Origin of the sequence: Kitasatospora fiedleri (genome assembly GCF_948472415.1) — a bacterium.
GTDB classification, from domain to species: Bacteria; Actinomycetota; Actinomycetes; order Streptomycetales; family Streptomycetaceae; genus Kitasatospora; species Kitasatospora fiedleri.
Window position 1 is genome coordinate 7,313,601 of the sequence record NZ_OX419519.1, and the last position, 23,492, is coordinate 7,337,092.

At 74.7% G+C, this 23,492-nt stretch carries 16 protein-coding genes and 2 pseudogenes; 13 read left to right on the forward strand and 5 right to left on the reverse strand.

The annotated features are described in order from the left end of the window. A complete protein-coding gene (locus QMQ26_RS33255) occupies positions 1-768 on the reverse strand; it encodes a TetR/AcrR family transcriptional regulator (RefSeq protein WP_282203858.1) in 768 nt (255 codons plus the stop codon). An 81-nt stretch (positions 769-849) separates the two neighbouring features. Between QMQ26_RS33255 and QMQ26_RS33260 the strand changes: the two genes are divergently transcribed. The 5 genes from QMQ26_RS33260 to QMQ26_RS33280 all read left to right on the forward strand — a co-directional run bounded on the left by QMQ26_RS33260 (position 850) and on the right by QMQ26_RS33280 (position 6,764). Continuing rightward, on the forward strand, positions 850-2,043 hold the full coding sequence (locus QMQ26_RS33260) for an FAD-dependent oxidoreductase (protein ID WP_282203859.1): 1,194 nt from the start codon (positions 850-852) through the stop codon (positions 2,041-2,043). A gap of 147 nt (positions 2,044-2,190) precedes the next feature. Beyond that, positions 2,191-3,732 carry a UDP-N-acetylglucosamine 1-carboxyvinyltransferase gene (locus tag QMQ26_RS33265; protein ID WP_282206667.1) on the forward strand — a complete coding sequence of 514 codons (1,542 nt, stop codon included), beginning with the start codon at positions 2,191-2,193 and terminating at the stop codon, positions 3,730-3,732. A 184-nt stretch (positions 3,733-3,916) separates the two neighbouring features. Beyond that, positions 3,917-4,729, forward strand: coding sequence for a helix-turn-helix domain-containing protein (locus QMQ26_RS33270; RefSeq protein ID WP_100839088.1), 813 nt, complete (start codon positions 3,917-3,919; stop codon positions 4,727-4,729). Between the two features lie 170 nt (positions 4,730-4,899). Continuing rightward, positions 4,900-6,372 carry an MFS transporter gene (locus QMQ26_RS33275; protein WP_282203860.1) on the forward strand — a complete coding sequence of 491 codons (1,473 nt, stop codon included), beginning with the start codon at positions 4,900-4,902 and terminating at the stop codon, positions 6,370-6,372. After that, positions 6,369-6,764 (forward strand): nuclear transport factor 2-like protein, encoded by a 396-nt coding sequence (locus QMQ26_RS33280; RefSeq protein ID WP_282203861.1) that lies wholly within the window; start codon positions 6,369-6,371, stop codon positions 6,762-6,764. The genes QMQ26_RS33275 and QMQ26_RS33280 overlap by 4 nt, the downstream gene beginning before the upstream one ends. Before the next feature lie 171 nt (positions 6,765-6,935). On the opposite strand, the gene QMQ26_RS33285 is transcribed toward QMQ26_RS33280, so the two are convergent. The 3 genes and pseudogenes from QMQ26_RS33285 to QMQ26_RS33295 all read right to left on the reverse strand — a co-directional run bounded on the left by QMQ26_RS33285 (position 6,936) and on the right by QMQ26_RS33295 (position 10,552). Continuing rightward, complete coding sequence (locus QMQ26_RS33285) at positions 6,936-7,787, reverse strand: DUF1684 domain-containing protein (RefSeq protein WP_282203862.1); 852 nt, start codon at positions 7,785-7,787, stop codon at positions 6,936-6,938. Then, positions 7,784-9,172: an NtaA/DmoA family FMN-dependent monooxygenase gene (locus QMQ26_RS33290; RefSeq protein ID WP_100839084.1), complete on the reverse strand. Its 1,389-nt coding sequence runs from the start codon at positions 9,170-9,172 to the stop codon at positions 7,784-7,786. Before QMQ26_RS33290 ends, QMQ26_RS33285 begins: the two co-directional genes overlap by 4 nt. 22 nt (positions 9,173-9,194) lie before the next feature. Continuing rightward, positions 9,195-10,552, reverse strand: a pseudogene (locus QMQ26_RS33295) (LLM class flavin-dependent oxidoreductase). A gap of 707 nt (positions 10,553-11,259) precedes the next feature. On the opposite strand from QMQ26_RS33295, the gene QMQ26_RS33300 reads away from it, so the two are divergent. The 8 genes and pseudogenes from QMQ26_RS33300 (at position 11,260) to QMQ26_RS33335 (ending at position 22,959) form a co-directional block, all read left to right on the forward strand. Next, positions 11,260-12,069 carry a GNAT family N-acetyltransferase gene (locus tag QMQ26_RS33300; RefSeq protein ID WP_282203863.1) on the forward strand — a complete coding sequence of 270 codons (810 nt, stop codon included), beginning with the start codon at positions 11,260-11,262 and terminating at the stop codon, positions 12,067-12,069. A 4-nt stretch (positions 12,070-12,073) separates the two neighbouring features. Beyond that, positions 12,074-13,168 carry an LLM class flavin-dependent oxidoreductase gene (locus QMQ26_RS33305; RefSeq protein ID WP_100839081.1) on the forward strand — a complete coding sequence of 365 codons (1,095 nt, stop codon included), beginning with the start codon at positions 12,074-12,076 and terminating at the stop codon, positions 13,166-13,168. A gap of 420 nt (positions 13,169-13,588) precedes the next feature. Beyond that, the gene (locus QMQ26_RS33310) at positions 13,589-14,635 is read left to right on the forward strand and encodes a LacI family DNA-binding transcriptional regulator (protein WP_282203864.1); all 1,047 of its coding nucleotides are present in this window, start codon (positions 13,589-13,591) and stop codon (positions 14,633-14,635) included. A gap of 172 nt (positions 14,636-14,807) precedes the next feature. Continuing rightward, the gene (locus QMQ26_RS33315; protein ID WP_282203865.1) at positions 14,808-16,172 is read left to right on the forward strand and encodes an extracellular solute-binding protein; all 1,365 of its coding nucleotides are present in this window, start codon (positions 14,808-14,810) and stop codon (positions 16,170-16,172) included. Positions 16,173-16,320: 148 nt separating this feature from the next. Beyond that, on the forward strand, positions 16,321-17,283 hold the full coding sequence (locus QMQ26_RS33320) for a carbohydrate ABC transporter permease (protein ID WP_282203866.1): 963 nt from the start codon (positions 16,321-16,323) through the stop codon (positions 17,281-17,283). Positions 17,284-17,295: 12 nt separating this feature from the next. Then, positions 17,296-18,184, forward strand: a pseudogene (locus QMQ26_RS33325) (carbohydrate ABC transporter permease). Between the two features lie 242 nt (positions 18,185-18,426). Next, a complete protein-coding gene (locus QMQ26_RS33330) occupies positions 18,427-21,048 on the forward strand; it encodes a carbohydrate-binding protein (RefSeq protein WP_282203867.1) in 2,622 nt (873 codons plus the stop codon). 186 nt (positions 21,049-21,234) lie between these two features. Continuing rightward, the gene (locus tag QMQ26_RS33335) at positions 21,235-22,959 is read left to right on the forward strand and encodes a glycoside hydrolase family 13 protein (protein WP_282203868.1); all 1,725 of its coding nucleotides are present in this window, start codon (positions 21,235-21,237) and stop codon (positions 22,957-22,959) included. Positions 22,960-22,999: 40 nt separating this feature from the next. Here the strand turns inward: QMQ26_RS33335 and QMQ26_RS33340 are convergent, their stop codons facing one another. Beyond that, entirely contained in the window at positions 23,000-23,293 is a 294-nt protein-coding gene (locus QMQ26_RS33340; protein ID WP_282203869.1) for a PASTA domain-containing protein, read from the reverse strand. Positions 23,294-23,492 lie beyond the last annotated feature (199 nt).

The following is a 23,492-nucleotide window of genomic DNA, read 5'->3' on the forward strand; positions in this document are numbered from 1 at the left end:
TCAGGCGGTGGCCGTCGGCGGGTGGGCGGCGGCGATGCCGGCCAGGACCAGGTCGAGGCCGGAGCGGAACTGCTCGCGGTCGTCGTGCTCGCGCAGCTGGTCGGCGACGGTGCGGGTGAAGGAGTAGGCGGCGGGGTCGAGGCCCTGCCAGGCGTTGGCGGCGTCGGCGAGCACCCGGGGGCGGTCGACGCCGGGGTCGAGGGCGTGGGCGGCGGCGGTGTTGGCGGCGTTCAGCGCGGTGGCGCCGAGGATGTAGTGCATCAGTGCCGAGGCGGCGGTGAACCAGCCCTCGACGGGCACGCCCATCGCCCGGACGTGGCGGCCCAGCGCCTCGAAGATCCGCGGGCCGACGGTGCCGCCGGGCCGCCCGGCCAGCTGGGCGGCGATCTGGGCGGAGAGCCAGGGGTGCGCCTCGGCGGCCTCGAACAGGCGCAGCGCGACGGCGTGGACGCCCTCCCAAGGCCGGTCCGCGTCCGGGCCGTCGGGGGTTGCCGGGCTGTCCGTGGCAGCCGGGTCGTCCGGGGCGAGCGGGAGGGCGCGGGCCACCACCGCCTCCGTCGCGGCGGCCAGCAGTTCGTCCTTGTTGGCGACGTGCCAGTAGATCGCGCCCGCGCCGGTGGCCAGCCGCTCGGTGAGCACGCGGAAGGTCAGCCCGCCCTCGCCCGCCGCGTCCAGCACCTCGACGGCGGTCTCCACGATGCGCTCGCGGGAGAGCGCGTCGCTGCGGCGGGCGGTACGGCGGGGGGAGCGCGGGGTCGGGCTGGTCATGGGTCGAGTTTGACATATCTGGAACGACGTTCCAACAATGGAATGGCGTTCCAGTCCATTCGACCCCGCCGGGAGGCAGCCGTGAACACCCCCGCCCACACCCCCGCCCACACCCCCGCCCACACCCCCGTCACCATCGTCGGAGCCGGCCTCGGCGGCCTGCTGCTGGCCCGCGTCCTGCACGTCCACGGCATTCCCGCCGAGGTGTACGAGGCCGAGACCTCGCCCACCGCCCGGGCCCAGGGCGGCATGCTCGACATCCACCCCGACAACGGCCAACCCGCCCTCGCCGCAGCCGGGTTGACCGAGCAGTTCCGCGCCCTCGTGCTGCCCGGACGGGAGGCCGCCCGGGCCCTGACCCCCGACGGCGGCGTGCTGCTCGACCAGCCCGACGACGGCACCGGCCGGCGCCCCGAGGTCCAGCGCGGCGACCTGCGCGACCTGCTGCTCTCCGCGCTGCCCGCCGGCACCGTGCACTGGGGCCGCAAGGCGGTGGACGTCCGGGCGCTCGGCGACGGCCGCCACCGGGTCGAGTTCGCCGACGGCAGCGCGATCACCACCGACCTGCTGGTCGGCGCGGACGGCGCCTGGTCCAAGGTCCGTCCGCTGCTCTCCGACGCCCGGCCCGCCTACACCGGCACGTCCTTCGTCGAGACCTACCTGCACGACGCCGACACCGCCCACCCCGCCACCGCCCGGGCCGTCGGCGGCGGCGCGATGTTCGCGCTCGTCCCCGGCCAGGGCATCCAGGCCCACCGCGAGACCGGCGGCGTCCTGCACACCTACGTGGCGCTGCGCCGTCCGCTGGAGTGGTTCGCCGCCGTCGACTTCACCGACCCGGCCGCCGCCGGGGCCCGGATCGCCGCCGAGTTCCCCGGCTGGGCGCCCGAACTCACCGCCCTGATCACCGAGGGCGCCACCCCGCCCGTGCTGCGCCCGCTGCACACCCTGCCCGCCGACCACCGCTGGGAGCGCGTCCCCGGCGTCACCCTGATCGGCGACGCCGCACACCTGATGATCCCGTCCGGCGAGGGCGCCAACCTCGCCATGTACGACGCCGCCCGGCTGGGGCAACTGCTCGCCGCGCACCCCGGCGACCCCGAGACGGCGCTCGCCGTGCACGAGGCGGAGATGTTCGCGCGCAGCGCCGCCGAGGCCGCCGACGCCGCCGTCCTGCACGAGCTGATGCTCGGTCCGACCTCCCCGCACGGCCTGATCGCCATGTTCACGGGCGCGGGCGCGGACGCGGACGCGGGGGAGTCGGCGGGGGTCTGAGAGTCGGGCGTCCGGCTCGGGCATGGCCGGCCGGGAAACGGGCAGGCGGTGGGCGGCGGTTGGGACGGCCTGCCGGGCGGTTCGGCGGGTGGTTCGGCAGCTGACCCGGGGTCAGGCGGGCGAGATGCGAAATATCGCACAGGTGCGATATGTTCGCACAGTGACGAAGACTACCTCTCCCGCATCGGCAAGCTCGTCCGCGCCGCCCGCACCCACAAGGGCTGGACGCAGACCCAACTGGCCGCGGCCCTCGGCACCACCCAGAGCGCGGTGGCCCGGATCGAATCGGGCGGCCAGAACATCGGGCTGGACCTGGTCGCCCGGATCGGCGAGGCGCTCGACAGCGAGATCGTCTCGCTCGGCGTGGCCGGCCCGATGAACCTCCGGGTGGTCGGCGGACGCCGCCTCTCCGGCAGCATCGAGGTCCGAACCAGCAAGAACGCCTGCGTCGCCCTGCTCGCCGGCTCCCTGCTGACCACCGGCCGCACCACCCTGCGCCGCGCCGCCCGGATCGAGGAGGTCTACCGCCTGCTGGAGGTCCTCGCCAGCATCGGTGTCCGCCACCGCTGGATCAACGACGGCCTCGACCTGGAGATCACCCCGCCCGCCGAACTCGACCTCTCCGGCATCGACGAGGAGGCCGCCCGGCGCACCCGCAGCATCCTGATGTTCCTCGGCCCGCTGCTGCACCGTGCCGACCGCTTCGAGATCCCCTACGCGGGCGGCTGCGACCTCGGCACCCGCACCGTCCAGCCGCACCTGTCGGCGCTGCGCCAGTTCGGACTGCACGTCAACGCCACCACCGGCAGCTACCGGGCCAGCGTCGACCGCGGCGTCTCCCCGCAGCGCCCCATCGTGCTCACCGAACGCGGCGACACCGTCACCGAGAACGTGCTGCTGGCCGCCGCCCGCCACCCCGGCACCACCGTCATCCGCAACGCCAGCGCCAACTACATGGTCCAGGACCTGTGCTTCTTCCTGGAACTGCTCGGCGTACGGGTCGAGGGCATCGGCACCACCACGCTCACCGTGCACGGCAAGGCCGTCATCGACGCCGACGTCGACTACGCCCCCTCCGAGGACCCGGTGGAGGCGATGAGCCTGCTCACCGCCGCCGTCGTCACCGACTCCGAACTGACCATCCGCCGGGTGCCGATCGAGTTCATCGAGATCGAGCTCGCCGTCCTCGACGAGATGGGCCTGGAGTGCGAGCGCGGCCCCGAGTACCCGGCCGCCAACGGCCGCACCCGGCTCACCGACCTGACCGTGCGCCCCTCCAAGCTGGTCGCGCCGATCGACAAGATCCACCCGATGCCGTTCCCCGGCATCAACATCGACAACCTGCCGTTCTTCGCCGCGATCGCCGCCTGCGCGCACGGCTCCACCCTGGTCCACGACTGGGTGTACGAGAACCGCTCGGTCTACCTCACCGAACTCGGCCGGGTCGGCGCCAGCGTCCAACTCATGGACCCGCACCGGGTCCTGGTCGAGGGCCCCACCCGCTGGCGCGCCGCCGAGATGATGTGCCCGCCCGCGCTGCGCCCCGCGATGGTCCTGCTGCTCGCCATGCTGGCCGCCGAGGGCACGTCCATCCTGCGCAACGTCTACGTGATCAACCGCGGCTACGAGGACCTGGCCGCCCGCCTCAACTCGGTCGGCGCGCAGATCGAGGTCTTCCGCGACATCTGACGCCGCGGTCGGCCCCGCGTCCGGCCCCGCGTCCGGCCGCACGTCCGGCCGCACGTCCGACGCCGCGCCCGGGGACGCCCCGGGCGCCGCGTCCGGCGGGACATCGCACCGGTGCTGTAGCGGCTTCCCCGCGGCGGAGCCGGTGCCGTGCCGTAGATTGGGGGCGGACGAAGGGGGAGCTCCGATGGCGGTGCGCACGGAGGAACCGGCCCGGGTGGGGCCGCTGTTGGCGCAGTGGCGGCGGCGCAGGCGGGTCAGCCAGTTGGAGCTGGCCAACCTGGCGGGCGTCTCGGCGCGGCACGTCGGCTTCGTGGAGACCGGGCGCGCGCAGCCCAGCCGCGAGATGGTGCTGCGGCTGGCCGAGCACCTGGAGGTGCCGCTGCGGGAGCGCAACGCGCTGCTGATGGCGGCCGGGTACGCGCCCGTGTTCCGGGAGAAGCCGCTCGACGACCCGGCGATGCGGCCGGTCCTGGAGGCGGTGCGGCGGGTGCTGCGCGGTCACCACCCCTACCCGGCCCTGGCGGTGGACGGCCGGTGGGACATCGTCGCCGCCAACGCCGCGTTCGACCTGTTCACCGAGGGCGTCGCCGCCCACCTGCTGGAACCGCCGGTGAACGCCCTGCGGCTGGTCCTGCACCCCGACGGGATGGCCCCCCGGATGGTCAACCTCGGCCAGTGGCGGGGCAAACTGCTCACCCGGCTCGCCCGCTGCGCGGCGCTCGACGAACGGCTCCGCCCGCTCTACGAGGAACTCCAGGGCTACCCGTGCGACCAGCCGGTGCCCGAGGTCGACGTCCCCGGCCCGGACGACATCATGGTCCCGCTCGAACTGCGCTGCGGCGACCAGGTGTTGACCTTCATCGCCACCCTCGCCACCTTCGGCACCGCCCGGGACGTGACCATCTCCGAACTGCTCATCGAGAGCTTCTTCCCGGCCGACGACCGCACCGCCGCCCACCTGAACGCCCTCACCGGCCCGCCCCCCTCCTCCTCCTGAACTCCCGTCCGGGGCGCACCTACCTGGGGGCACCTACCTGGCGGGTAGTTGAGGCACCCGGCGGCCCCGGGGAGAGTGGACCGCGCACCGCGCCCCGCACCCGCCGCCCCGGCGGGGCGGAGCGGCGCGGGCCTCCCACTTCCCCGCAAGCCGCAGGAGCCTGCCCTCCCATGACCGACAGCACCACCGTGCCCGCCGCCTCTGCCGCCGCTCCCGCCCCCGTCCCCGCCCAGGCCGCCGCGCCACCGGGCGCGCCGCACCCCGCCACCCTGCCGATCGTCCTGGTCGGCGTGTTCCTCTCCGGACTCGACTTCTTCATCGTCAACGTCGCCGTCCCCGCCATCCGGCTCGACCTGCACGCCACCGACGCCCAGATCCAACTCGTCGTCGCCGCCTACGCGCTGGCCTACGGCGTCGGCCTGATCACCGGCGGCCGGCTGGGCGACCTGTACGGGCGCCGCCGCGTCCTCGCGCTGGGCATGACCCTGTTCACCGCCGCCTCCGCCGCCGCCGGCGCCGCCCCCACCGCCGAACTGCTGATCGCCGGACGGGTGCTCCAGGGCGCCGCCGCCGCCCTGATGGCCCCCCAGGTGATCGGCATCATCACCACCTCCTACCAGGGCCAGGCCCGCACCAGGGCGCTGAGCTGGTACGCCGCCGCGGCCGGGATCGCCGCCGTGTTCGGCCAGCTGATCGGCGGCGTGCTGATCCGCACCGACGTGCTGGGCCTGGGCTGGCGGGCCTGCTTCCTGGTCAACCTGCCGATCGGCCTGGCCGCCGCCGTCGCCGCGGCCCGGCTGCTCCCGGAGTCCAAGGCCCCCGGCCGGTCGCGCCCCGACCTGCTCGGGCTGCTGCTGGCGACCGCCGCGCTGACCGCCGTCTGCCTGCCGCTGATCGAGGGCCGGGAACGCGGCTGGCCGCTGTGGACCTGGCTGCTGCTGGCCGCCGGACCGCCGCTGCTCGCCGCGTTCGCCGTCCAGCAGCGCCGCCTGGCCCGGACCGGCGGCTCGCCCTCGCTCGACCTCTCCCTGTTCCGGGAGCGCGCCTTCACGGCCGGCCTGGCCGCCCAGCTGATCTTCTGGGCGTCGATGGCCTCGTACTTCCTGGTGTTCGCGCTCTACCTCCAGCAGGGCCGCCACCTGGCGCCGATCTCCTCCGGCCTGGTGTTCAGCGTGCTCGGCGTCGGCTACGTGGCCGCCTCCGCCACCGCCCGGCACCTGGCCGCCCGGATCGGCCGGCACGCCATCACGGCGGGCTGCGCGCTGCGCGCCGCCGGGCTGCTGCTGGAGCTGTGGGCCGTCGCCGACACCGCGACCAGCCTCTGGTGGCTGGTGCCCGGCCTGCTGCTGGACGGCTGCGGCATGGGCCTGTCCTTCGCCCCGCTGACCGCCACCGTGCTGGCCCGCGTCCCGGCCGCGAGCGCGGGCTCGGCCGGCGGCGTGCTGACCACCGGCCTCCAGGTCGGCAACGCCCTCGGCGTCGCCCTGATCGGCCTGGTCTTCTACCGCGTCCTCGCCGACACCCCCGGCCCCGACGCCGTCCCCGCCGCGTTCCGGGCCTGCCTGCTGTACGTGCTGGCCGCCACCGCGCTGCTCGCCCTGGTGGTCCAGGCGCTGCCCGGCCGGAAGGCGGCCGGACGGTGACCGCCCCGGCGCAGGGGGCGGCGGCCGGGCCCGACCCCGAGGAACTGGCCCGCCGCTACGTGCGGCTGTGGAACGAGCCCGACCCGGACCGGCGCCGCGCCGCCGTGGCGGAGCTGTTCGCGCCCGCGGTCGCGCACCGCACCCCGACGACGGCGGTGGACGGCCGGGCGGCGCTCACCGAGCGGATCGCCCTGGCCCACGCGGCGTGGGTGCGCGACACCGGGCACGCGTTCCGCCTGGTGCCCGGCACGGACGGGCACCACGGGGTGGTCCGGCTCCGCTGGGAGATGGTGCGGGCGGCGAGCGGCGCGTGCGTCTCGGCGGGCACCGACCTGCTCGGGCTCGACCCGGCCGGGCTGGTCCTGACCGACCACCAGTTCATCGACCGCTGAGCCCGGCCCGACCGCCGGGCCCGGACCGACCCTGACGGCCCGGGCCCGGCGGCGGCCCGGGCCCGGACGGACCGCAGGCCCCGAAGGGAATCCCTTCGGGGCCTGCGGTCCGCCGCAGCCGGACGCTTCCGCTACGCCCGGCCGCGGTGCGTCACCCTCGCCGGTGGCGCGTCACGGCTGCCCGCCGCGCTCCAGCGGGATGCGCTCGCCGGCCTCGACCGCCGCCGGGAGGCGGTTCTCGGCGGGCGGCAGCGGGCAGGTGGCCAGGTCGGTGTAGGCGCACGGCAGGTTGGTGGCCCGGTTGAAGTCGACCGTGACCCGGCCCTGCGCGTCCGGCTCGTCGATGCTCAGCGAGCGGTTGGCGGCGTACGTGGTGACGCCCGAGGTGGCGTCGGTGAACAGCACGTGGAAGCTGCCCGGCCGGAAGCCGTTGAACGCGGTCAGCCGGTGCGTGCCGCCGCCGTCGGGCAGCGTGAACTCGATCTCGCCCGGCGCGTCGTACACGTGCTGCAGGCCCTCCACGGCCGCGCCCACCGTCACCGGGCGCGGCTCCTCGAACGGCAGGTAGCGGCCGGTCAGCGCCCAGCGCGGGTCCGGCGCGTAGGTCGGGGTGCGGGTGAAGGCGCGCAGCAGCGGGTTGTCGGGGTGCCGGGGCCGGACGATGTCGTGGCCGCCGCGCTTGGCGACCTCGATCACCGCCTCGCCCGCCGTCGCGTACCGGCTGGCCCGCTCCGGCAGGACGCCGAAGTCGTACCGGCCGCGCACCGGCTCCCCGTCGAGGAGCAGCTCCTCGCCCTCGTCCAGCTCGACCCGCACCCCGTCCGGGCCGGTCGACCAGGCGCCCGGGGCGTCCGGGAAGCGGGTCGGCTCGGCGTCCAGCCAGTGCAGGCTGGTGACGGCGAGGAAGCCGTGCGGGTCGGCGAGGGCGCGCTGGCTGGCGGCGTGCCACTCCTCCCACTCGCGGGTGAACTCCTCGGCTCCGGCGGGGCCCTGGGCGGTGGTCGGTTCCTGAGTGGTCGTCATATCGCTTCCTCGGCAGTGCGGACGGGGACGGGCGGAAGGTCGAGGTGCTCGCGCAGGGTGCTGCCCTCGTACTCGGTGCGGAAGACGCCGCGCTCCTGGAGCAGCGGCACCACGGTGTCGGCGAACTCGTCCAGGCCGCCGGGCGTCAGGTGCGGGGCCAGGATGAAGCCGTCGCTGGCGTCGGACTGGACGAAGCGGTTCATCTCCTCGGCGATCCGGGCCGGGGTGCCGACGAAGGACTGGCGGGCGGACACCTCGATCACCAGGTCCCGGATGGACAGCTTCTTCGCCGCGGCCAGCTCCCGCCACTCGCGGGCCACCGCCAGCGGGTCCCGGCCGGTCCGGACCGAGGCCCGGCCCCGGGACACCGTGTGCTCGCCGACCAGCGGATCGACCTCCGGCAGCGGACCCTCCGGGTCGTGGTCCGACAGGTCCCGGTTCCACACCTGCTCCAGCAGCCGGATCGCGGTCTGCCCGCTGACCTGCTGGCGGCGCACCAGCGCGGCCTTCTCGCGGGCCTCCGCGTCGGTGGCGCCCAGCACGAAGGTCACCGCGGGCAGGATCTTCAGCGCGTCCGCCGACCGTCCGTGCCGGGCCAGCCGGCCCTTCACGTCCGCGTAGAACGCCTGCCCGGCCTCCAGGGTGCCGTGCCGGGAGAAGATCGCGTCCGCCGAGGCGGCGGCGAACTCGCGGCCCTGCTCGGAGTCGCCGGCCTGGAAGATCACCGGGCGGCCCTGCGGCGCGCGCGGCACGTCGAACCGGCCCGCGATGTCGAACTCGCTGCTGCGGTAGGCGAACCGGCCCGCCTCCGGATCGCCCAGGAACACCCCGGACGCCGGATCGGCCACCACCTCGTCCCCGCGCCAGGAGTCGAACAGCCGCCAGGACGCCTCCAGGAACTGCCGGGCCCGGGCGTACCGGTCCTCCTCGCGCAGGAAGCCGCCGCGCCGGAAGTTCTCGCCGGTGAACGCGTCCCAGGAGGTCACCACGTTCCACGCCGAGCGGCCCGCCGAGAGGTGGTCCAGGGTGGCGAACTGCCGGGCCACCTCGTACGGTTCGTTGAACGTCGAGTTGATCGTCCCGGCCAGGCCGAGCCGGTCGGTGACCGCGGCCAGCGCCGCCAGCACGGTGAAGGTGTCCGGCCGGCCCACCACGTCCAGGTCGTAGATCAGCCCGTTCTGCTCGCGCAGCCGCAGGCCCTCGGCCAGGAACAGGAAGTCGAACTTGGCCCGCTCGGCGGTCCGCGCCAGGTGCGCGAAGGAGCTGAACGCGATCTGGCTGCCCGCCGCCGGGTCGCTCCATACCGTGGTGTTGTTCACGCCCGGGAAGTGCGCCGCCAGGTGAATCCGCTTGAGCGGCTTGCCGCTGCTGCTCTGGTTGCTCATGTCTGCTGCGTTCCTTCGGAGTTCAGGCGCTGACGGCGGTGGCGTCGGCCGTGGCGGCGGCCGTGGGACCGGTCTCGGCGGACCCGGCGGGCGCGGGGTCGGCACCGGCGGTCTCGGCGGGTGCGGCGGCGTAGCGGTTGGCGGGGCGCGGCAGGCCCAGCAGCCCGCGCAGGGTGGACGCCTCGTAGGCGGTGCGGAACAGCCCGCGGCGCTGGAGCTCCGGCACCAGGCCGCGGGTGATCCGCTCCAGGTCGTACGGCAGCGCGCCCGGCCGCAGCCGGAAGCCCGTCAGCCCGGCCGTCGCCAACTCCGCGAGCAGATCGGCCAGTTCGGCGGGCGTCCCGGCGAAGACCCGGGCGTCGCTGGTGTACTCGGCGCCCGCCGCCGCGTCCAGCCGGGCCAGCCGCTCGGCCGCCGCGCCCGGCTCGTCGTCCAGGAACACCACCAGGTCCGCGAAGACGTGCACGGTCTGCGCCGCCCGCCCGGCCTCCCGCTGGGCGGCCCGCACCTCGGCCACGATCGCCCGGGCCTGCTCCGCGTCGTGCGGCGTCACGAACGCCAGGTCGGTGGAGCGGCCCGCCAGCCGGAACGGCTCGCCGCGGTGGGCCAGGGCCGCCACCGGCGGCTGGCCCTGCGGCGGGCGGGGCGTGATGGACGGGCCGCGCACCGAGAACCGGGGCCCCTCGAAGTCGATGTAGTGCAGCTTCTCCCGGTCGATGAACCGGCCGGTCGCCGCGTCCCGGATCTCCGCGTCGTCCTCCCAGCTGTCCCACAGCCGGCGCAGCACCTCCACGTAGTCCTCGGCCTCGCCGAAGGACTCCGCCAGCGCCGCCAGCGCGGCGGGCGAGTCCAGGTCGTCCAGCCGCAGCTCGCGCGGCTCGCGGCGGCCGAAGTGCCCGACCTCGTCGACCCGCCCCGAGACCTTCACCCGCAGCCCGGCCCGGCCCTCGCTCACGAAGTCCAGGCTGGCCACCGCCTTGGAGAGGTGGAACGGCTCGGTGTGCGTCACGATCGCGGTCGGCACCAGCCCGATGTGCCGGGTCAGCGGCGCGATCCGGGCCGCCACCAGCACCGCGTCCAGCCGGCCCGGACCCGGTCGGTGCGGGCGTCCGGCTCGAACGGGTGCTCCGACTGCAGGCTCAGCCCGTCCTCGATGGTCAGCAGGTCGAGCAGGCCGTGCTCCGCCTCCGCCGCCAGGTCCGCCCAGTACCGGGCGGTGAACAGCTCCTTCGGCCGGGCGCCCGGCTCCCGCCACGCGGCCGGGTGCCAGCCGGCGCCGTCCAGCGCGACGGCCAGGTGCAGCGGGGCGGGCGCGGCGGGAACGGCGGGAACGGCGGAGGACGCCTCGGGGGAGGGGGATGCTGCTGGCGATGCGGGCATGGCGGGACCGGTTCCTGTTCACGGGAGGGGCTGGCGAACGCGTCGGGGCGGACACCGAAGGCGCGGCCGGGGCGCGGTGCGGCGCGGCGGTGGAGCGAAGGGGGCGGAGGGCGCGGGGCGGTGCGGGCTCAGCCGACCGGGCCGGCCGGACAGAGCGCGGTGCTCACCCGCAGCAGGTCGACCGGCCGGTCGAGGTACACCTCGCGCTCCAGTGCCCGCACCGCCGTCACCTCCCCGTCCGCGTCTCGCGGCACCGCCCGGGTGCCGCCGTCCTCGCACCGTAACCCCGCACCGGGGCCCGGCACAACGCTGTTCATACAGCGGTAACGAACCGCCGACTCCGGCCGCCGGGCGGCCGTTGACATCCCGTCCGGGCCCGGCCTAGCTTGACCAGGACGAGGGACGACGGAGCGGCGCGGCCGTGACGCGGTGCCGCCGCGACCGTGACCGTGACCGTGACGGCCGGCGCAGCGGGCGACGAGCGACGAGCGACGAGCGACGACTGCGGCAACCGAGACAACCGACCAGCGACCAGCGACGAGTGACGGCCGAGCGACGAGGCGACCGGGGGGTGCGGGGTGGTGCGGCCAGCGGAGCGCGCGGTGTACCTCGACCGGCCGGTCGACCTGCTGCGCGTCAGCAGCGCGCTCTGTCCGGCCGGCTGAAACCGCGCCGCCCGCCCACCCGTACCAGGAGCCCGCCCCGCCATGAGCCCGCGCACCGCCCTGCCCGTGCCCACCGCCAGTACCGCCGCCGACACTGCCGACACCGCCGCCGCCGACACCGGCGCAGCCGCCCACGTCCTCGACAACCCCGCCTGGGCCGCCCTCGCCGGGCCGCACGCCCACCTCGCCGAACGCCGCGGCCGGGCCGCCCGCTACCCCGCGGACGTCTCCCCGTTCACCGCGCTCGCCGACCCGGCCGACCCGCTGGCCTGGCAGGACCTCGCCGCGCTGGCCGGACCGCCCGGCAGCACCACCCCCGTCACCGGCGCCGCCGCCGCGCCCGCGGGCTGGGAGGTGCTGGAGTCCGGCCACGGCGTCCAGCTGGTCGCCACCGCGCTGCGCACCGAACCAGCCCCGGAGGCGGTCGAGTTGGGCCCCGCCGACGTCCCCGAGATGCTCGACCTGATCGCCCGCACCCGCCCCGGCCCGTTCCTGCCCCGCACCATCGCCCTCGGCCGCTACCTCGGCCTGCGCCGGGACGGCCGCCTGATCGCGATGGCCGGCGAACGCCTGCACCCGCCCGGCTGGACCGAGATCAGCGCCGTCTGCACCGACCCCGACCACCGCGGCCGGGGCCACGCCACCCGCCTGGTGCGGGCCGTCGCGCACGGCATCGAGCAGCGCGGCGACACCCCGTTCCTGCACGCCGCCGCCGACAACACCCGGGCGATCGCCCTGTACGAGTCGCTGGGCTTCACGCTGCGCCGCCACACCGCGTTCCTGCGGGTCCGCACCCCCCTGGAGGCCGGCCCGGCCGTCCCCGCGGGCACCACCTCGAACCGGGAGAACTGACGCCATGGCCGACCGCCCCACCACCGCCTTCCACTGGTTCCTGCCGACCGGCGGCGACGCCCGCGACCTGGGCGGCGCGGCCCACGGCACCGGCATCGGCGGCGCGTCCGCCGGCGCCCCGGCCGGCCGCCCCGCCACCCTCGGCTACCTCACCCAACTCGCGCAGGCCGTCGACCAGTTGGGCTACGACGCGGTACTGACCCCGACCGGTGCGCACTGCGAGGACGCCTGGATCACCACCGCCGCGCTGATCGCCGCCACCCGCCGGCTCAAGTTCCTGGTCGCCTTCCGCCCCGGCCTGATCGAACCCGCGCTCGCCGCGCAGACCGCCGCCACCTTCCAGCGCCTCTCCGGCGGCCGGCTGCTGCTCAACGTGGTGGCCGGCGGCAGCGACGCCGAGCAGCGCGGCTACGGCGACCGGCTCGACCACGACGAACGGTACGCCCGGGCCGGCGAGTTCCTCGACGTGGTCCGGGCCGCCTGGCGCGGCACCCCGTACGACCACGCGGGCCCGCACTACCGGATCGAGGGCGGGCACCTGCGCCAGCCCCCCGAGCCGGTGCCCGAGGTCTACTTCGGCGGCTCCTCCGACCCCGCGCTCGACGTCGCCGCCCGGCACGCCGACACCTACCTGACCTGGGGCGAACCCGTCGAGCAGGTCGCCGAGAAGATCGCCCGGGTCCGCGAGCTGGCCGCCGCGCAGGGCCGCTCCCCGCGCTTCGGCCTGCGGGTGCACGTGCTGAGCCGGGCCACCGCCGCCCGCGCCCGGCAGGACGCCGACGACCTGATCGCCGGGCTCGACGACAGCGCGATCGCCGCCGGACAGCAGCGGCTGCGCGCCCTGGAGTCGGTCGGCCAGCGCCGGATGCTCGACCTGCACGGCGGCAGCCGCGACCGGCTCTGGATCGCCCCCAACCTCTGGGCCGGCATCGGCCTGGTCCGCGGCGGCGCGGGCACCGCCCTGGTCGGCAGCCACCGCGAGGTCGCCGACCGCCTCGCCGAGTACCGCGACGCGGGCGTCGACGAGTTCGTCCTCTCCGGCTACCCGCACCTGGAGGAGTCCTACACCTTCGCCGAGCACGTCCGCCCGCTGCTCTGACGGCCCGCCCGCCGGGACACGGGGCCCGACGGACCGCCGCCCGCCCCCAGGGGCCGAACCTCCCGCCACCCGGGACGTTCGGCCCCTGCCCCTTTCCCGCCCCCGCCCCTACCGTGGAACCTCACCCGTTGGCCGGGCCGGCGGGGCCGTGACACCCCGCCGGCCCCGGGCGGACCGCAGCGCGGGCACCCCCCGGCCTCCGCCCCCCGGCCTCCGCTGGTCCCGGCCCCTCACCCCCGGCTCCTCACCCCCGGCCTCTCGCCCCCGGCCGCTGTCCGGGCCTCCTTTCCTGGCCTCCGCCCCGCCCTCTGCTGCCGGGCCGCCACCGTCCGACGCGCGCACTCAAGTGGTAGCGCACCCGCTTTCGTCCATTTTCATAGATCGGTCGTTTTTTTGCGTGAAGCTCGATACGCTTCGGCCATGACGAAGAAGCTGGACGAGGTGGCCCGGTTCGCCGGTGTGAGCGCGGTGACGGTGAGCCGGGTGCTGCGCAACCGGCCGGGGGTGGCGCGGGAGACCAGGGAGGCGGTGCTGACGGCGCTGGACGTGATGGGGGTCGAGCGGCCCTCGGCGTTCCGCTCGGACCGGGCGCCGCTGGTCGGACTGGTGGTGCCCGACCTGCAGAACCCGGTGTTCCCCGGGTTCTGCGAGGTGCTGGCAGGGGCGTTGAGCAAGCAGGGGCTGATGCCGGTGCTGTGCACCCGGACGGCCGACGGTGTCTCGGAGGCCAACTACATCGAGATGCTGCTGCGGCAGAACGTGGCGGGCATCGTCTTCGTGGGGGCCAGCTACGCGGACGCCGGGCCCGAGCAGGGGCGGGCGCTGCGCGAGCGCGAGGTGCCGGTGGTGCTGATCAACGCGGCGGACGGACACCGCGGTTCGGCGCTGATCTCGGTGGACGACGAGGCGGCCGTCGAGCAGGCCGTGGCGCACCTGGAGGCGCTCGGGCACGAGCGGATCGGACTGCTGCTCGGCCCGGCCGGACACGTGCCGTCCGTGCACAAACTGGACGCGTTCGCCCGGCACCTGCGCCGCCGCGGGCGGGAGGGGGAACTGAGCCGGCTGGTGGCCCACGCGATGTTCTCGATGGACGGCGGGGCCGCCGCCGCGCCCCGGCTGGTGGAGGCCGGGGCGAGCGCGGTGGTGTGCGCGAGCGACGCGCTGGCGCTGGGGGCGATCCGGCGGCTGCGGCGGGAGGGGCTGGTCGTGCCGCGGGACGTCTCGGTGGTCGGCTTCGACGACTCCCCGTACATGATCGCCACCGATCCGCCGCTCACCACGGTGCGCCAGCCCGTCGCCGCGATGGCCGCCGCGGCGGCGAAGGCGCTGGTGGAGCAGATCGAGGGCCGTCGGCTGCCCGTCGAGGAGGTGCTGTTCGAGCCCGAGCTGATCGTGCGCGGGTCGACCTGCACGGCACCCGCCACCGTGGCCGCCCGAGGCGGCGGGGGCCACGAAACCGGTTCGTAACGCAAGCATGTTGCGTCATCCCGTTGACTTCTTGCGTTCACAATGTCAGTGTTCGGGTCACCGACGAGCGCCCGGTGCCACCGATCCGGGCCTCTTCCTCCCTCATACCGTTTGCGCTGCGAGCCGGGCTCGGCGCAAGCGGTTGCAGGATCCACGGAAGGTCCGAATCAGCATGGGCAGCAACAGAATCCGCCGGGTCTCCGCCGTGGCACTGGCCGCGGCCACCGCCTTCGCCGCCACCGCGTGCGGCAGCGGCGGCAGCGGCAGTGGCAGCGGCGACGCCGGGGGAGTGGTCACCATCTCCGTCAACGGGCTCCCCCCGGCCACCCAGACCGTGGACCGCAAGAACTTCGAGGACGACGTCAAGGCGTTCGAGGCCGGCCACCCGAACATCAGGATCGACGCCCACGAGGGCATGATGGACCCGAAGACCTTCGCCGCGAAGCTCGCCGGCGGTCAGCTGGAGGACGTCTACTACGTCTACTTCACCGACCCGGCTGGCCTGATCCAGCGCCACCAGGCCGCGGACATCACCCCCTACCTGAAGGACGTCCCCGCCCTCGCCGACGTCAAGCCCGCGTTGCAGGACGTCTTCAAGGGCCGGGACGGCAAGGTCTACGGCCTGCCCACCGGCAACTACTCGATGGGCCTGGTCTACAACCGCGAGCTGTTCACCAAGGCCGGGCTCGACCCGGACAAGCCGCCGACCAGCTGGGACGAGGTCCGCACCGCCGCGCAGAAGATCACCGCGCTCGGCGACGGCGTCACCGGCTACGCCGACTTCTCCAAGAACAACCAGGGCGGCTGGCACCTGACCTCGTGGATCTACTCGCTGGGCGGCGACGTCGCCACCCAGGACGACGCGGGCAAGTGGAAGGCCGCGGTCGACTCCGACGCGTCCCGCAAGGCCCTCCAGTACCTGCACGACATGCGGTGGACCGACGACACCATGGGCAGCCGCCAGCTGCTGGAGATCCCCGACGTCCAGAAGATGATGGGCGCGGGCAAGCTCGGCATGTACCTCGCCGGCCCCGACAACATCCCCACCATCGTCAAGCAGTTCGAGCGCAAGTACGACGAGTACGGCCTGGCCGCGATGCCCGGCACCGCGACGCTCGGCGGCGGCGACGGCTTCATGTTCAACCCCAAGGACAGCCCGGCCAAGATCAAGGCCGGCCTCGCCTGGGTCCAGTGGAAGTACCTGAACCCGGACCGCGAGGAGGAGACCACCAAGAAGTCGGCCGGCTCCGACATCCCGATCGGCCTGCCCCAGCCCGACCTGTTCGACGGCAAGAGCGGCGAGACCACCAGGGCGGTGCACGCTAAGTACGCCAACGTCCCGCAGCGCAACTACCAGCCGTTCACCGACCGCGCCGCCGAGGTGAAGGTCAAGGTCGAGCCGCCGAACGCGCAGCAGATCTACACCGTGCTGGACGGCGTGATGCAGGCCGTGCTGACCAAGCAGGACGCCGACCTCGACGGCCTGCTGAAGGACGCGCAGAAGAAGGTCGACACCATCCTCGCCACCGCGCAGTGAGCCCGGGGCGCGGCCGGCCGACCACCTCCCGCCGCCGCCGGCCGCGCCCTGTCCGACCGCCCGCCCCCGCCGGTCCCCCCGCCCCCGCCCGGGCCGCAAGCCCACGGCCCGTCCTCCCGCTCCCGTCCGAGCCGAAAGCCACCCGCCCATGAAGGTCGACACCGTCGGCGCGCCGCGCCCCACCGAGCAGCGGCCCGCCACCGACCCCGCACCGCCCCCGTCCTCCTCCCCGCGCCGGGCGGGACTGCGGCGCCGCCTCGCCGACAACCTCGTCGGGTACCTGTTCCTCGCCGCCGGCATCCTCGCCTTCGCGCTGTTCTCCTGGTACCCGATCGTCCGCGGCTTCCTGCTGAGCTTCCAGCAGGTCAACTTCACCGAACCCGCCCGCTGGGTCGGCCTGGACAACTTCCAGCGCCTGTTCGACGACCCGCTGTTCCTCACCGCCTGGCGCAACACCCTCTGGTTCACCGCGCTGGCCCTGGTGTTCGGCTTCGCCGCCCCGTTCGTCACCGCCGTCGTCCTCAACGAGCTGCGCCACGGCCGCGCCTACCTGCGGATGACCGTCTACCTGCCGGTGATGCTCCCGCCGATCGTCACCGTGCTGCTGTGGCGCTGGTTCTACGACCCGGGCCCGGGCCTGTTCAACCACGCGCTGGCGGTCCTGCACCTGCCCCCGCAGCAGTGGCTGGAGTCGGAGAACCTGTCGATGCTCTCGCTGGTCCTGGTCTCCACCTGGGCCAACATGGGCACCACCACGCTGATCTACCTCGCCGCCCTCCAGGGCGTGCCCGGCGAACTGTACGAGGCCGCCCAGCTCGACGGTGCCTCGATCCGGCAGCGGCTGTGGCACGTGACGATCCCGCAGATGCGCTTCATCCTGCTGATCACCCTGCTGCTCCAGGTCATCGGCACCATGCAGGTGTTCATCGAACCCTTCGTGCTGACCGGCGGCGGACCGAACGACGCCACCGTCACCGTCCTGCTGCTGCTGTACCGCTACGCCTTCGTCTACAACGACTTCGGCCTGGCCAGCGCGATGAGCACGGTCCTGTTCGTCGTCCTCGGCGCCTTCGCCGGGCTCTACCTGCGCCTGACCCGCTCCAAGGGCTGAGAGGAACCCGCCATGGCCACCGCCGAATCCGCCGCCCGCACCCTGGTCGCCCCCGCCGAGCTCGACCGGCCGCTCGGCCGGCTGCTCTACCGCGCCGTGCTGGGCACCGTCCTGGTCACCTTCACCGCGGCGTTCGTCTTCCCGCTGTACTGGATGGTCTCCGGCGCGCTGAAGTCCTCCGCCGAACTCGCCGACCCCAGCCCGACCCTGGTCCCGCACAGCTTCCACCCGAGAGCTACGCCCAGGCGTGGAGCAGCACCGGACTGGGCCGCTACTTCCTCAACACCCTGCTGCTGGCCGCCGGGCGCTGCTGTGCCAGCTGCTGGTGGACGTCTGCGCGGCGTACGCGCTGTCCAAGCTGCGGCCGGTGCTGGGCAACGTCGTCCTCGCGATGATGCTGGCCACCCTGATGCTGCCGGTGTCCGCGCTGCTGGTGCCCACCTACCTGACGGTGGTGGACATCCCGCTGATCCACGTCAACCTGATCAACACGCCGTTCGCGATCTGGCTGCCCGCCTGCGCCAACGCCTTCAACATCTTCGTGCTGAAGCGGTTCTTCGACCAGATCCCCGAGGAGCTGATCGACGCCGCCCGGATCGACGGCGCGGGGCCGGTCCGCATCCTGCTGCACGTCGTGCTGCCGCTGGCCCGGCCGGTGCTCGCCGTGGTGTCCATCTTCGCGGTGGTCGGGGTGTGGAAGGACTTCCTGTGGCCGATGCTGACGCTGCCCGACCCCAAGGGCCAGCCGATCACCGTCGCCCTCAACACGCTCGCCAACGACATGCCCGCCAACCAGCTGCTGGCCGGCATGGCGATGGCCGCCGTCCCGCTGCTGGTGATCTTCCTGCTGTTCCAGCGCCACATCATGGCGGGCCTGACCGCCGGCAGCCTCAAGGGCTGAGAACCGACCTCCAGCAAGAGGGCCGACGCTCCGTCGGCCATCCCTCCCGCTCCGCGCGGGCCGTCGTCCCCGGTGCCGACCTCCCGGGGACGACGGCCGCCCCACCGACCCGGCACCGGCCGCGGCGGTCGTCCGACCCGCCCGGTGCCGCCGCACCGCCGCACCACCGCACCACCGCAACGCCCCCACCCCACCCCCACCCACCGGGAGCCGCCGTGCCCCGGTCAGCTTCGGGAGCCCACGTGTACCCTGCACCCGGCACGTCCCGCGCCACCGCGACCGTCCGCCCCACCGCGACCGTCCGCAGCCGCACCACCCATGGCCGCACCACCCGCGGCACCGCCCTCGCCGCGGCCGCCACGCTGGTCGTCGGCCTCGCCCTGTGGACCACGTTCACCACCGGCGCCCGGGCCGCCTCCGTCGTCCTGGAGGCCGAGTCCGCCGCGCTCTCCGGCGGCGCGGTGGTCGCCGCCGACCACTCCGGCTACACCGGCGGCGGCTTCGTCGGCGGCTTCACCGACGGCAACAAGGGCGCGGCGAAGACCTCCTTCACCGTGCAGGCCCCGAGCGCGGGCGCCGCCACCGTCACCCTCCGCTACGCCAACGGCACCGGCTCCGCGCAGACCCTGAGCCTGCTGGTCAACGGCACCAGGGTCCGGCAGGTCACGCTGCCCGCCACCGCGAACTGGGACACCTGGGCGGGCAGCGAGCAGACCGTCACCCTGAACGCCGGCGCGAACACCGTCGCCCTCGCCTTCACCACCGCCGACAGCGGCAACGTCAACCTCGACAACCTGACCGCCACCACCGGCACCGCCCCCCAGGGCGGCACCCTGGAGGCCGAGTCCGCCGCGCTCTCCGGCGGCGCGGTGGTCGCCGCCGACCACTCCGGCTACACCGGCAGCGGCTTCGTCGGCGGCTTCACCGACGGCAACAAGGGCAACGCCACCGCCGCCTTCACCGTCCCCTCCGGCCAGGCCGGCACCGGCAGCGTCACCCTCCGGTACGCCAACGGCACCGGCTCCGCCAAGACGCTCACCCTGCTGGTCAACGGCGCCTCCGCCGGGCAGGTCACGCTGCCCGCCACCGCGAACTGGGACAGCTGGGCCACCGTCCAGCAGGCCGTCACGCTCGCCGCCGGGACCAACACCGTCGCGCTGAAGTTCACCACCGCCGACAGCGGCAACGTCAACCTCGACAGCCTGACCCCCACCACCCCCACCGGTACCGGCAGCCCCAGCCCCTCACCGTCCGACCCGGGCACCCCGGCCCCCACCGGCGCGGGCGCCACCCTCCCCTTCACCAGCTACGAGGCCGAGGCCGGCACCACCAACGGCACCGTCCTCACCCCCGACCGCACCTACCTCAGCACCGCCGCCGAAGCCTCCGGCCGCAGCGCCGTCAAGCTCACCCAGACCGGCCAGTACGTCGAGATCAAGCTCACCGCCCCCGCCAACGCCGTCAACCTGCGCTACTCCCTCCCCGACAGCGCCGACGGCAAGGGCCTCGACGCCACCCTCAGCGTCTACGCGGACGGCCAGGCCCTGCCCGACCTGTCGCTCACCTCCCGCTACGCCTGGGTCTACGGCGCCTACCCCTACACCAACAACCCCGGCGAGGGGCAGGCCCACCGCTTCTTCGACGAGACCCGCGCCACCCTCGGCCGCACCCTGCCGACCGGCACCGTGCTGCGCTTCCAGAAGGACGCCGGGGACACCGCCGCCTCCTACACCCTCGACCTGGTCGAGGCCGAACAGACCGGTACCGCCGAGACCCTGCCCAGCGGCTACCTGTCGGCCGCGAGCCTCGGCGTCACCCCGGGCGGCCCGGACGTCACCGCCGCCCTCAACACCGCCCTGAACACGGCCAAGAGCCAGGGCAAGGGCCTGTTCCTCCCGGCCGGCACCTACACCGTCTCCGACCACGTCAACCTCTCCGGCGTCAAACTGCGCGGCGCCGGCGTCTGGTACACCGTGCTGCGCGGCACCGGCCTCAAGGGCGGCCTGTACGGGCAGGGCGGCACCAGCACCGTCGAGAACCTGACCGTCGACGGCCAGAACACCGTCCGCGACGACGCCAACGGACAGGCCGGCATCGAGGGCGACTTCGGCACCGGCTCCGTCATCCGGAACGTCTGGGTCCGGCACACCAAGGTCGGCCTCTGGATCAACGCGCCCACCAAGGGCCTCCAGGCCAGCGACCTGCGGATACGCGACACCTACGCCGACGGCGTCAACCTGCACGGCGCGGTGAACGGCACCGTCGTCTCCAACAGCAGCATCCGCGGCACCGGCGACGACGCGCTGGCCATGTGGTCCGACGGCGCGGCCGTCACCGACAGCGCCTTCCGGCACAACACCGTGCAGCTGCCCGCCCTCGCCAACGGCGCCGCCGTCTACGGCGGCAGCGGCAACAGCGTCCAGGACAACCTGATCTCCGACACCGTCACCGCCGGCGCCGGCATCACCGTCTCCACCCGCTTCGGCCAGCCCTTCACCGGCACCACCACCGTCTCCGGCAACGTGCTGCGCCGCACCGGCAGCATGGAGGTCAACTGGAACTCCAAGCTCGGCGCGGTCTGGATCTACGCCGACCAGAGCGACCTCACCCAGCCCGTCGTGCTGAACGGCAACACCGTCGAGGACTCCACCTACAGCGGCCTCCTGCTCTCCTGGCAGAAGCAGATCGCCGACCTGCGCGTCGACGGACTGACCATCACCAGGACCGGCGCCAACGGCATCGAGGGCAACGCCACCGGCCGGGGCACCTTCGCCAACACCAAGGTCTCCCAGACCGCCGAGGCCCCGCTCAACGTGACCGGCGGCTTCACCATCCAGCGCGGTACCGGCAACAGCGGCTGGTAGCCCCGCCCGCACCAGCGGCCGGCGGCCCCGCCCGCCCGTCCGCCCGTCCGCCCCACGGTCCCCCGGCGGACCGCCCGCCCGGGCCCGCCCGCACCACGGCCCCCGGCGACCACCCGTCCAGGCCCGCCCGCACCCGCGGGCGGGCCCCGGGCCCCGGGCCCGTCCACGAACAAGGAGAAGAACCCCGTGAGCAAGTCCACCGAACGCCACACCCGGCCCTGGTGGCGCACCGCCGCCATCTACCAGGTCTACGTGCGCAGCTTCGCCGACGGCAACGGCGACGGCGTCGGCGACCTCGCGGGCGTGCGCAGCCGCCTGCCGTACCTGCGCGACCTCGGCGTGGACGCCCTCTGGTTCAACCCCTGGTACCGCTCCCCGATGGCCGACGGCGGCTACGACGTCGCCGACTACCGCGACATCGACCCGCTGTTCGGCACCCTCGCCGAGGCCCGGGAACTGATCGCCGAAGCCCACGGCCACGGCCTGCGGGTCATCGTCGACCTGGTGCCCAACCACTGCTCCGACCAGCACCCCTGGTTCCGGGAGGCGCTCGCCGCCGACCCCGGCTCCGCCGCCCGGGAACGCTTCTGGTTCACCCCCGGCCGCGGCGCCGACGGCGAACTCCCGCCCAACGACTGGCAGTCGTACTTCGGCGGCCCCGCCTGGACCCGCACCACCGGCCCCGACGGCGCCCCCGGCGACTGGTACCTGCACCTGTTCGCCCCCGAGCAGCCCGACCTCAACTGGGAACACCCCGAGGTCCGCGCCGAGTTCGAGTCCGTCCTGCGGTTCTGGCTGGACCACGGCGTGGACGGCTTCCGCATCGACGTCGCCCACGGCCTGGCCAAGAAGCCCGGCCTGCCCGACGTCGGCCCGCACCCCGACGTCACCGACCTGCCCTACCAGGACGTCGACGCCGTCCACGAGGTCTACCGCTCCTGGCGCAAGATCACCGACAGCTACCCCGACGACCGGGTCTTCGTGGGCGAGGTCTGGCTCCCCACCCCCGAGCAGTTCGCCCGCTACCTGCGCCCGGACGAGCTGCACTCCGCCTTCAACTTCGAGTTCCTGTGCTGCGCCTGGGAGCACGACGCCGTCCGGGACGTCGTCGACGGCACCCTGGCCGCGCACGCCCGGGTCGGCGCCCCGCCCACCTGGGTGCTCTCCAACCACGACACCATCCGGCACGCCACCCGCTACGGCCGCGAGGACACCTCCTTCGACATGGGGAACAAGCGGCTCGGCGCCCCCACCGACCGCGCCCTCGGCCTGCGCCGGGCCCGCGCCGCCGCCCTGCTCACCATGGCGCTGCCCGGCGGCGTCTACGTCTACCAGGGCGACGAACTCGCGCTCGCCGAGGTCGAGGACATCCCCGACACGCTGCTCCAGGACCCCACCTTCGTCCGCTCCGGCGGCACCGACCGGGGCCGCGACGGCTGCCGCGTCCCGCTGCCCTGGTCCGGCACCCGGGCCCCGTTCGGCTTCTCCCCGGACGGCGCCGCCGAACCCTGGCTCCCGCAGCCCGCCGCCTGGGCCGAGCAGAGCGTCGCCGCCCAGCAGGCCGACCCGCACTCGGTGCTCGCCCTCTACCGCGACGCCCTGCGGCTGCGCCGCGACCGCCTCGCCGCACTGCCCGAGACCCTCGACTGGCTGCCCGCCGACCCCGGCGTGCTGGCCTTCACCCGCGACGGCTCGTTCGTCTGCCTGGTCAACTTCACCGACCGCCCGCTGCCCCTCCCGCCCGGCAGCACCCCCCTGCTGACCAGCGCCCCGCTGGACGCCGGCCGACTGCCCGCCGACGCCTGCGCCTGGCTGGACCTGCCGGCGGCGGACCGGCGGGAGGCGGCGGACCTGCGGGAGACGGTGGACCGGCGGGAGGCGGTGGACCCGAGGGAGTCCGCGGGGCACTGACGGACGACGGGGCCGGGCGTCCGGTGCGTCCGGGCCCGTCTCAGGGCGACGGGGGCCCCGGTTCCCGGCCCGCCGCCGCCCCGCCGTCCGGGACGGGCTCGAACTCGATCACCAGGGAGCCCCGGCGGCGCATCCGGGAGCCGGGGGCGGGGTCCTGGGCGGTGACCACCCAGACCCCGGGCCAGGTCAGGGCCCGGACCGGCGGTCCGTCCGGATCGGCGGCGGCGATGACCACCCCCGCCGCCCACGCGGTCTTCCGCGCCTCGGTCACGATCATCCCGACCACGTCGGGAACGATCACCTCGTCGGCGGTGCTCGGTCCCATCCAGCTCATGGCGTCCTCCTCCCGGACAGCATCTCCCGGACCCTCGCCGGGGAAAGACCGCGGCCCGCTCCGGCGGACGCATCCGGCCACCGCGTCAGCGGGGCGGATCGGCGGGCCGGGGGCCGGGGCGGTGCGGGGGGCCGGCGGGCCGGGGCGGTGCGGGGGTTCCCGCCGGCTCCGGCTGTGGCGTCAACCCCCTTCTGTAACT

Bases quoted from the DNA above. Each gene is read 5' to 3' on its own strand.
- QMQ26_RS33255 (WP_282203858.1), bottom strand. From the start codon at position 768: ATGACCAGCCCGACCCCGCGCTCCCCCCGCCGTACCGCCCGCCGCAGC.
- QMQ26_RS33270 (WP_100839088.1), top strand. From the start codon at position 3,917: ATGGCGGTGCGCACGGAGGAACCGGCCCGGGTGGGGCCGCTGTTGGCG.
- QMQ26_RS33275 (WP_282203860.1), top strand. From the start codon at position 4,900: ATGACCGACAGCACCACCGTGCCCGCCGCCTCTGCCGCCGCTCCCGCC.
- QMQ26_RS33285 (WP_282203862.1), bottom strand. From the start codon at position 7,787: ATGACGACCACTCAGGAACCGACCACCGCCCAGGGCCCCGCCGGAGCC.
- QMQ26_RS33290 (WP_100839084.1), bottom strand. From the start codon at position 9,172: ATGAGCAACCAGAGCAGCAGCGGCAAGCCGCTCAAGCGGATTCACCTG.
- QMQ26_RS33300 (WP_282203863.1), top strand. From the start codon at position 11,260: ATGAGCCCGCGCACCGCCCTGCCCGTGCCCACCGCCAGTACCGCCGCC.
- QMQ26_RS33305 (WP_100839081.1), top strand. From the start codon at position 12,074: ATGGCCGACCGCCCCACCACCGCCTTCCACTGGTTCCTGCCGACCGGC.
- QMQ26_RS33310 (WP_282203864.1), top strand. From the start codon at position 13,589: ATGACGAAGAAGCTGGACGAGGTGGCCCGGTTCGCCGGTGTGAGCGCG.
- QMQ26_RS33315 (WP_282203865.1), top strand. From the start codon at position 14,808: ATGGGCAGCAACAGAATCCGCCGGGTCTCCGCCGTGGCACTGGCCGCG.
- QMQ26_RS33320 (WP_282203866.1), top strand. From the start codon at position 16,321: ATGAAGGTCGACACCGTCGGCGCGCCGCGCCCCACCGAGCAGCGGCCC.
- QMQ26_RS33340 (WP_282203869.1), bottom strand. From the start codon at position 23,293: ATGAGCTGGATGGGACCGAGCACCGCCGACGAGGTGATCGTTCCCGAC.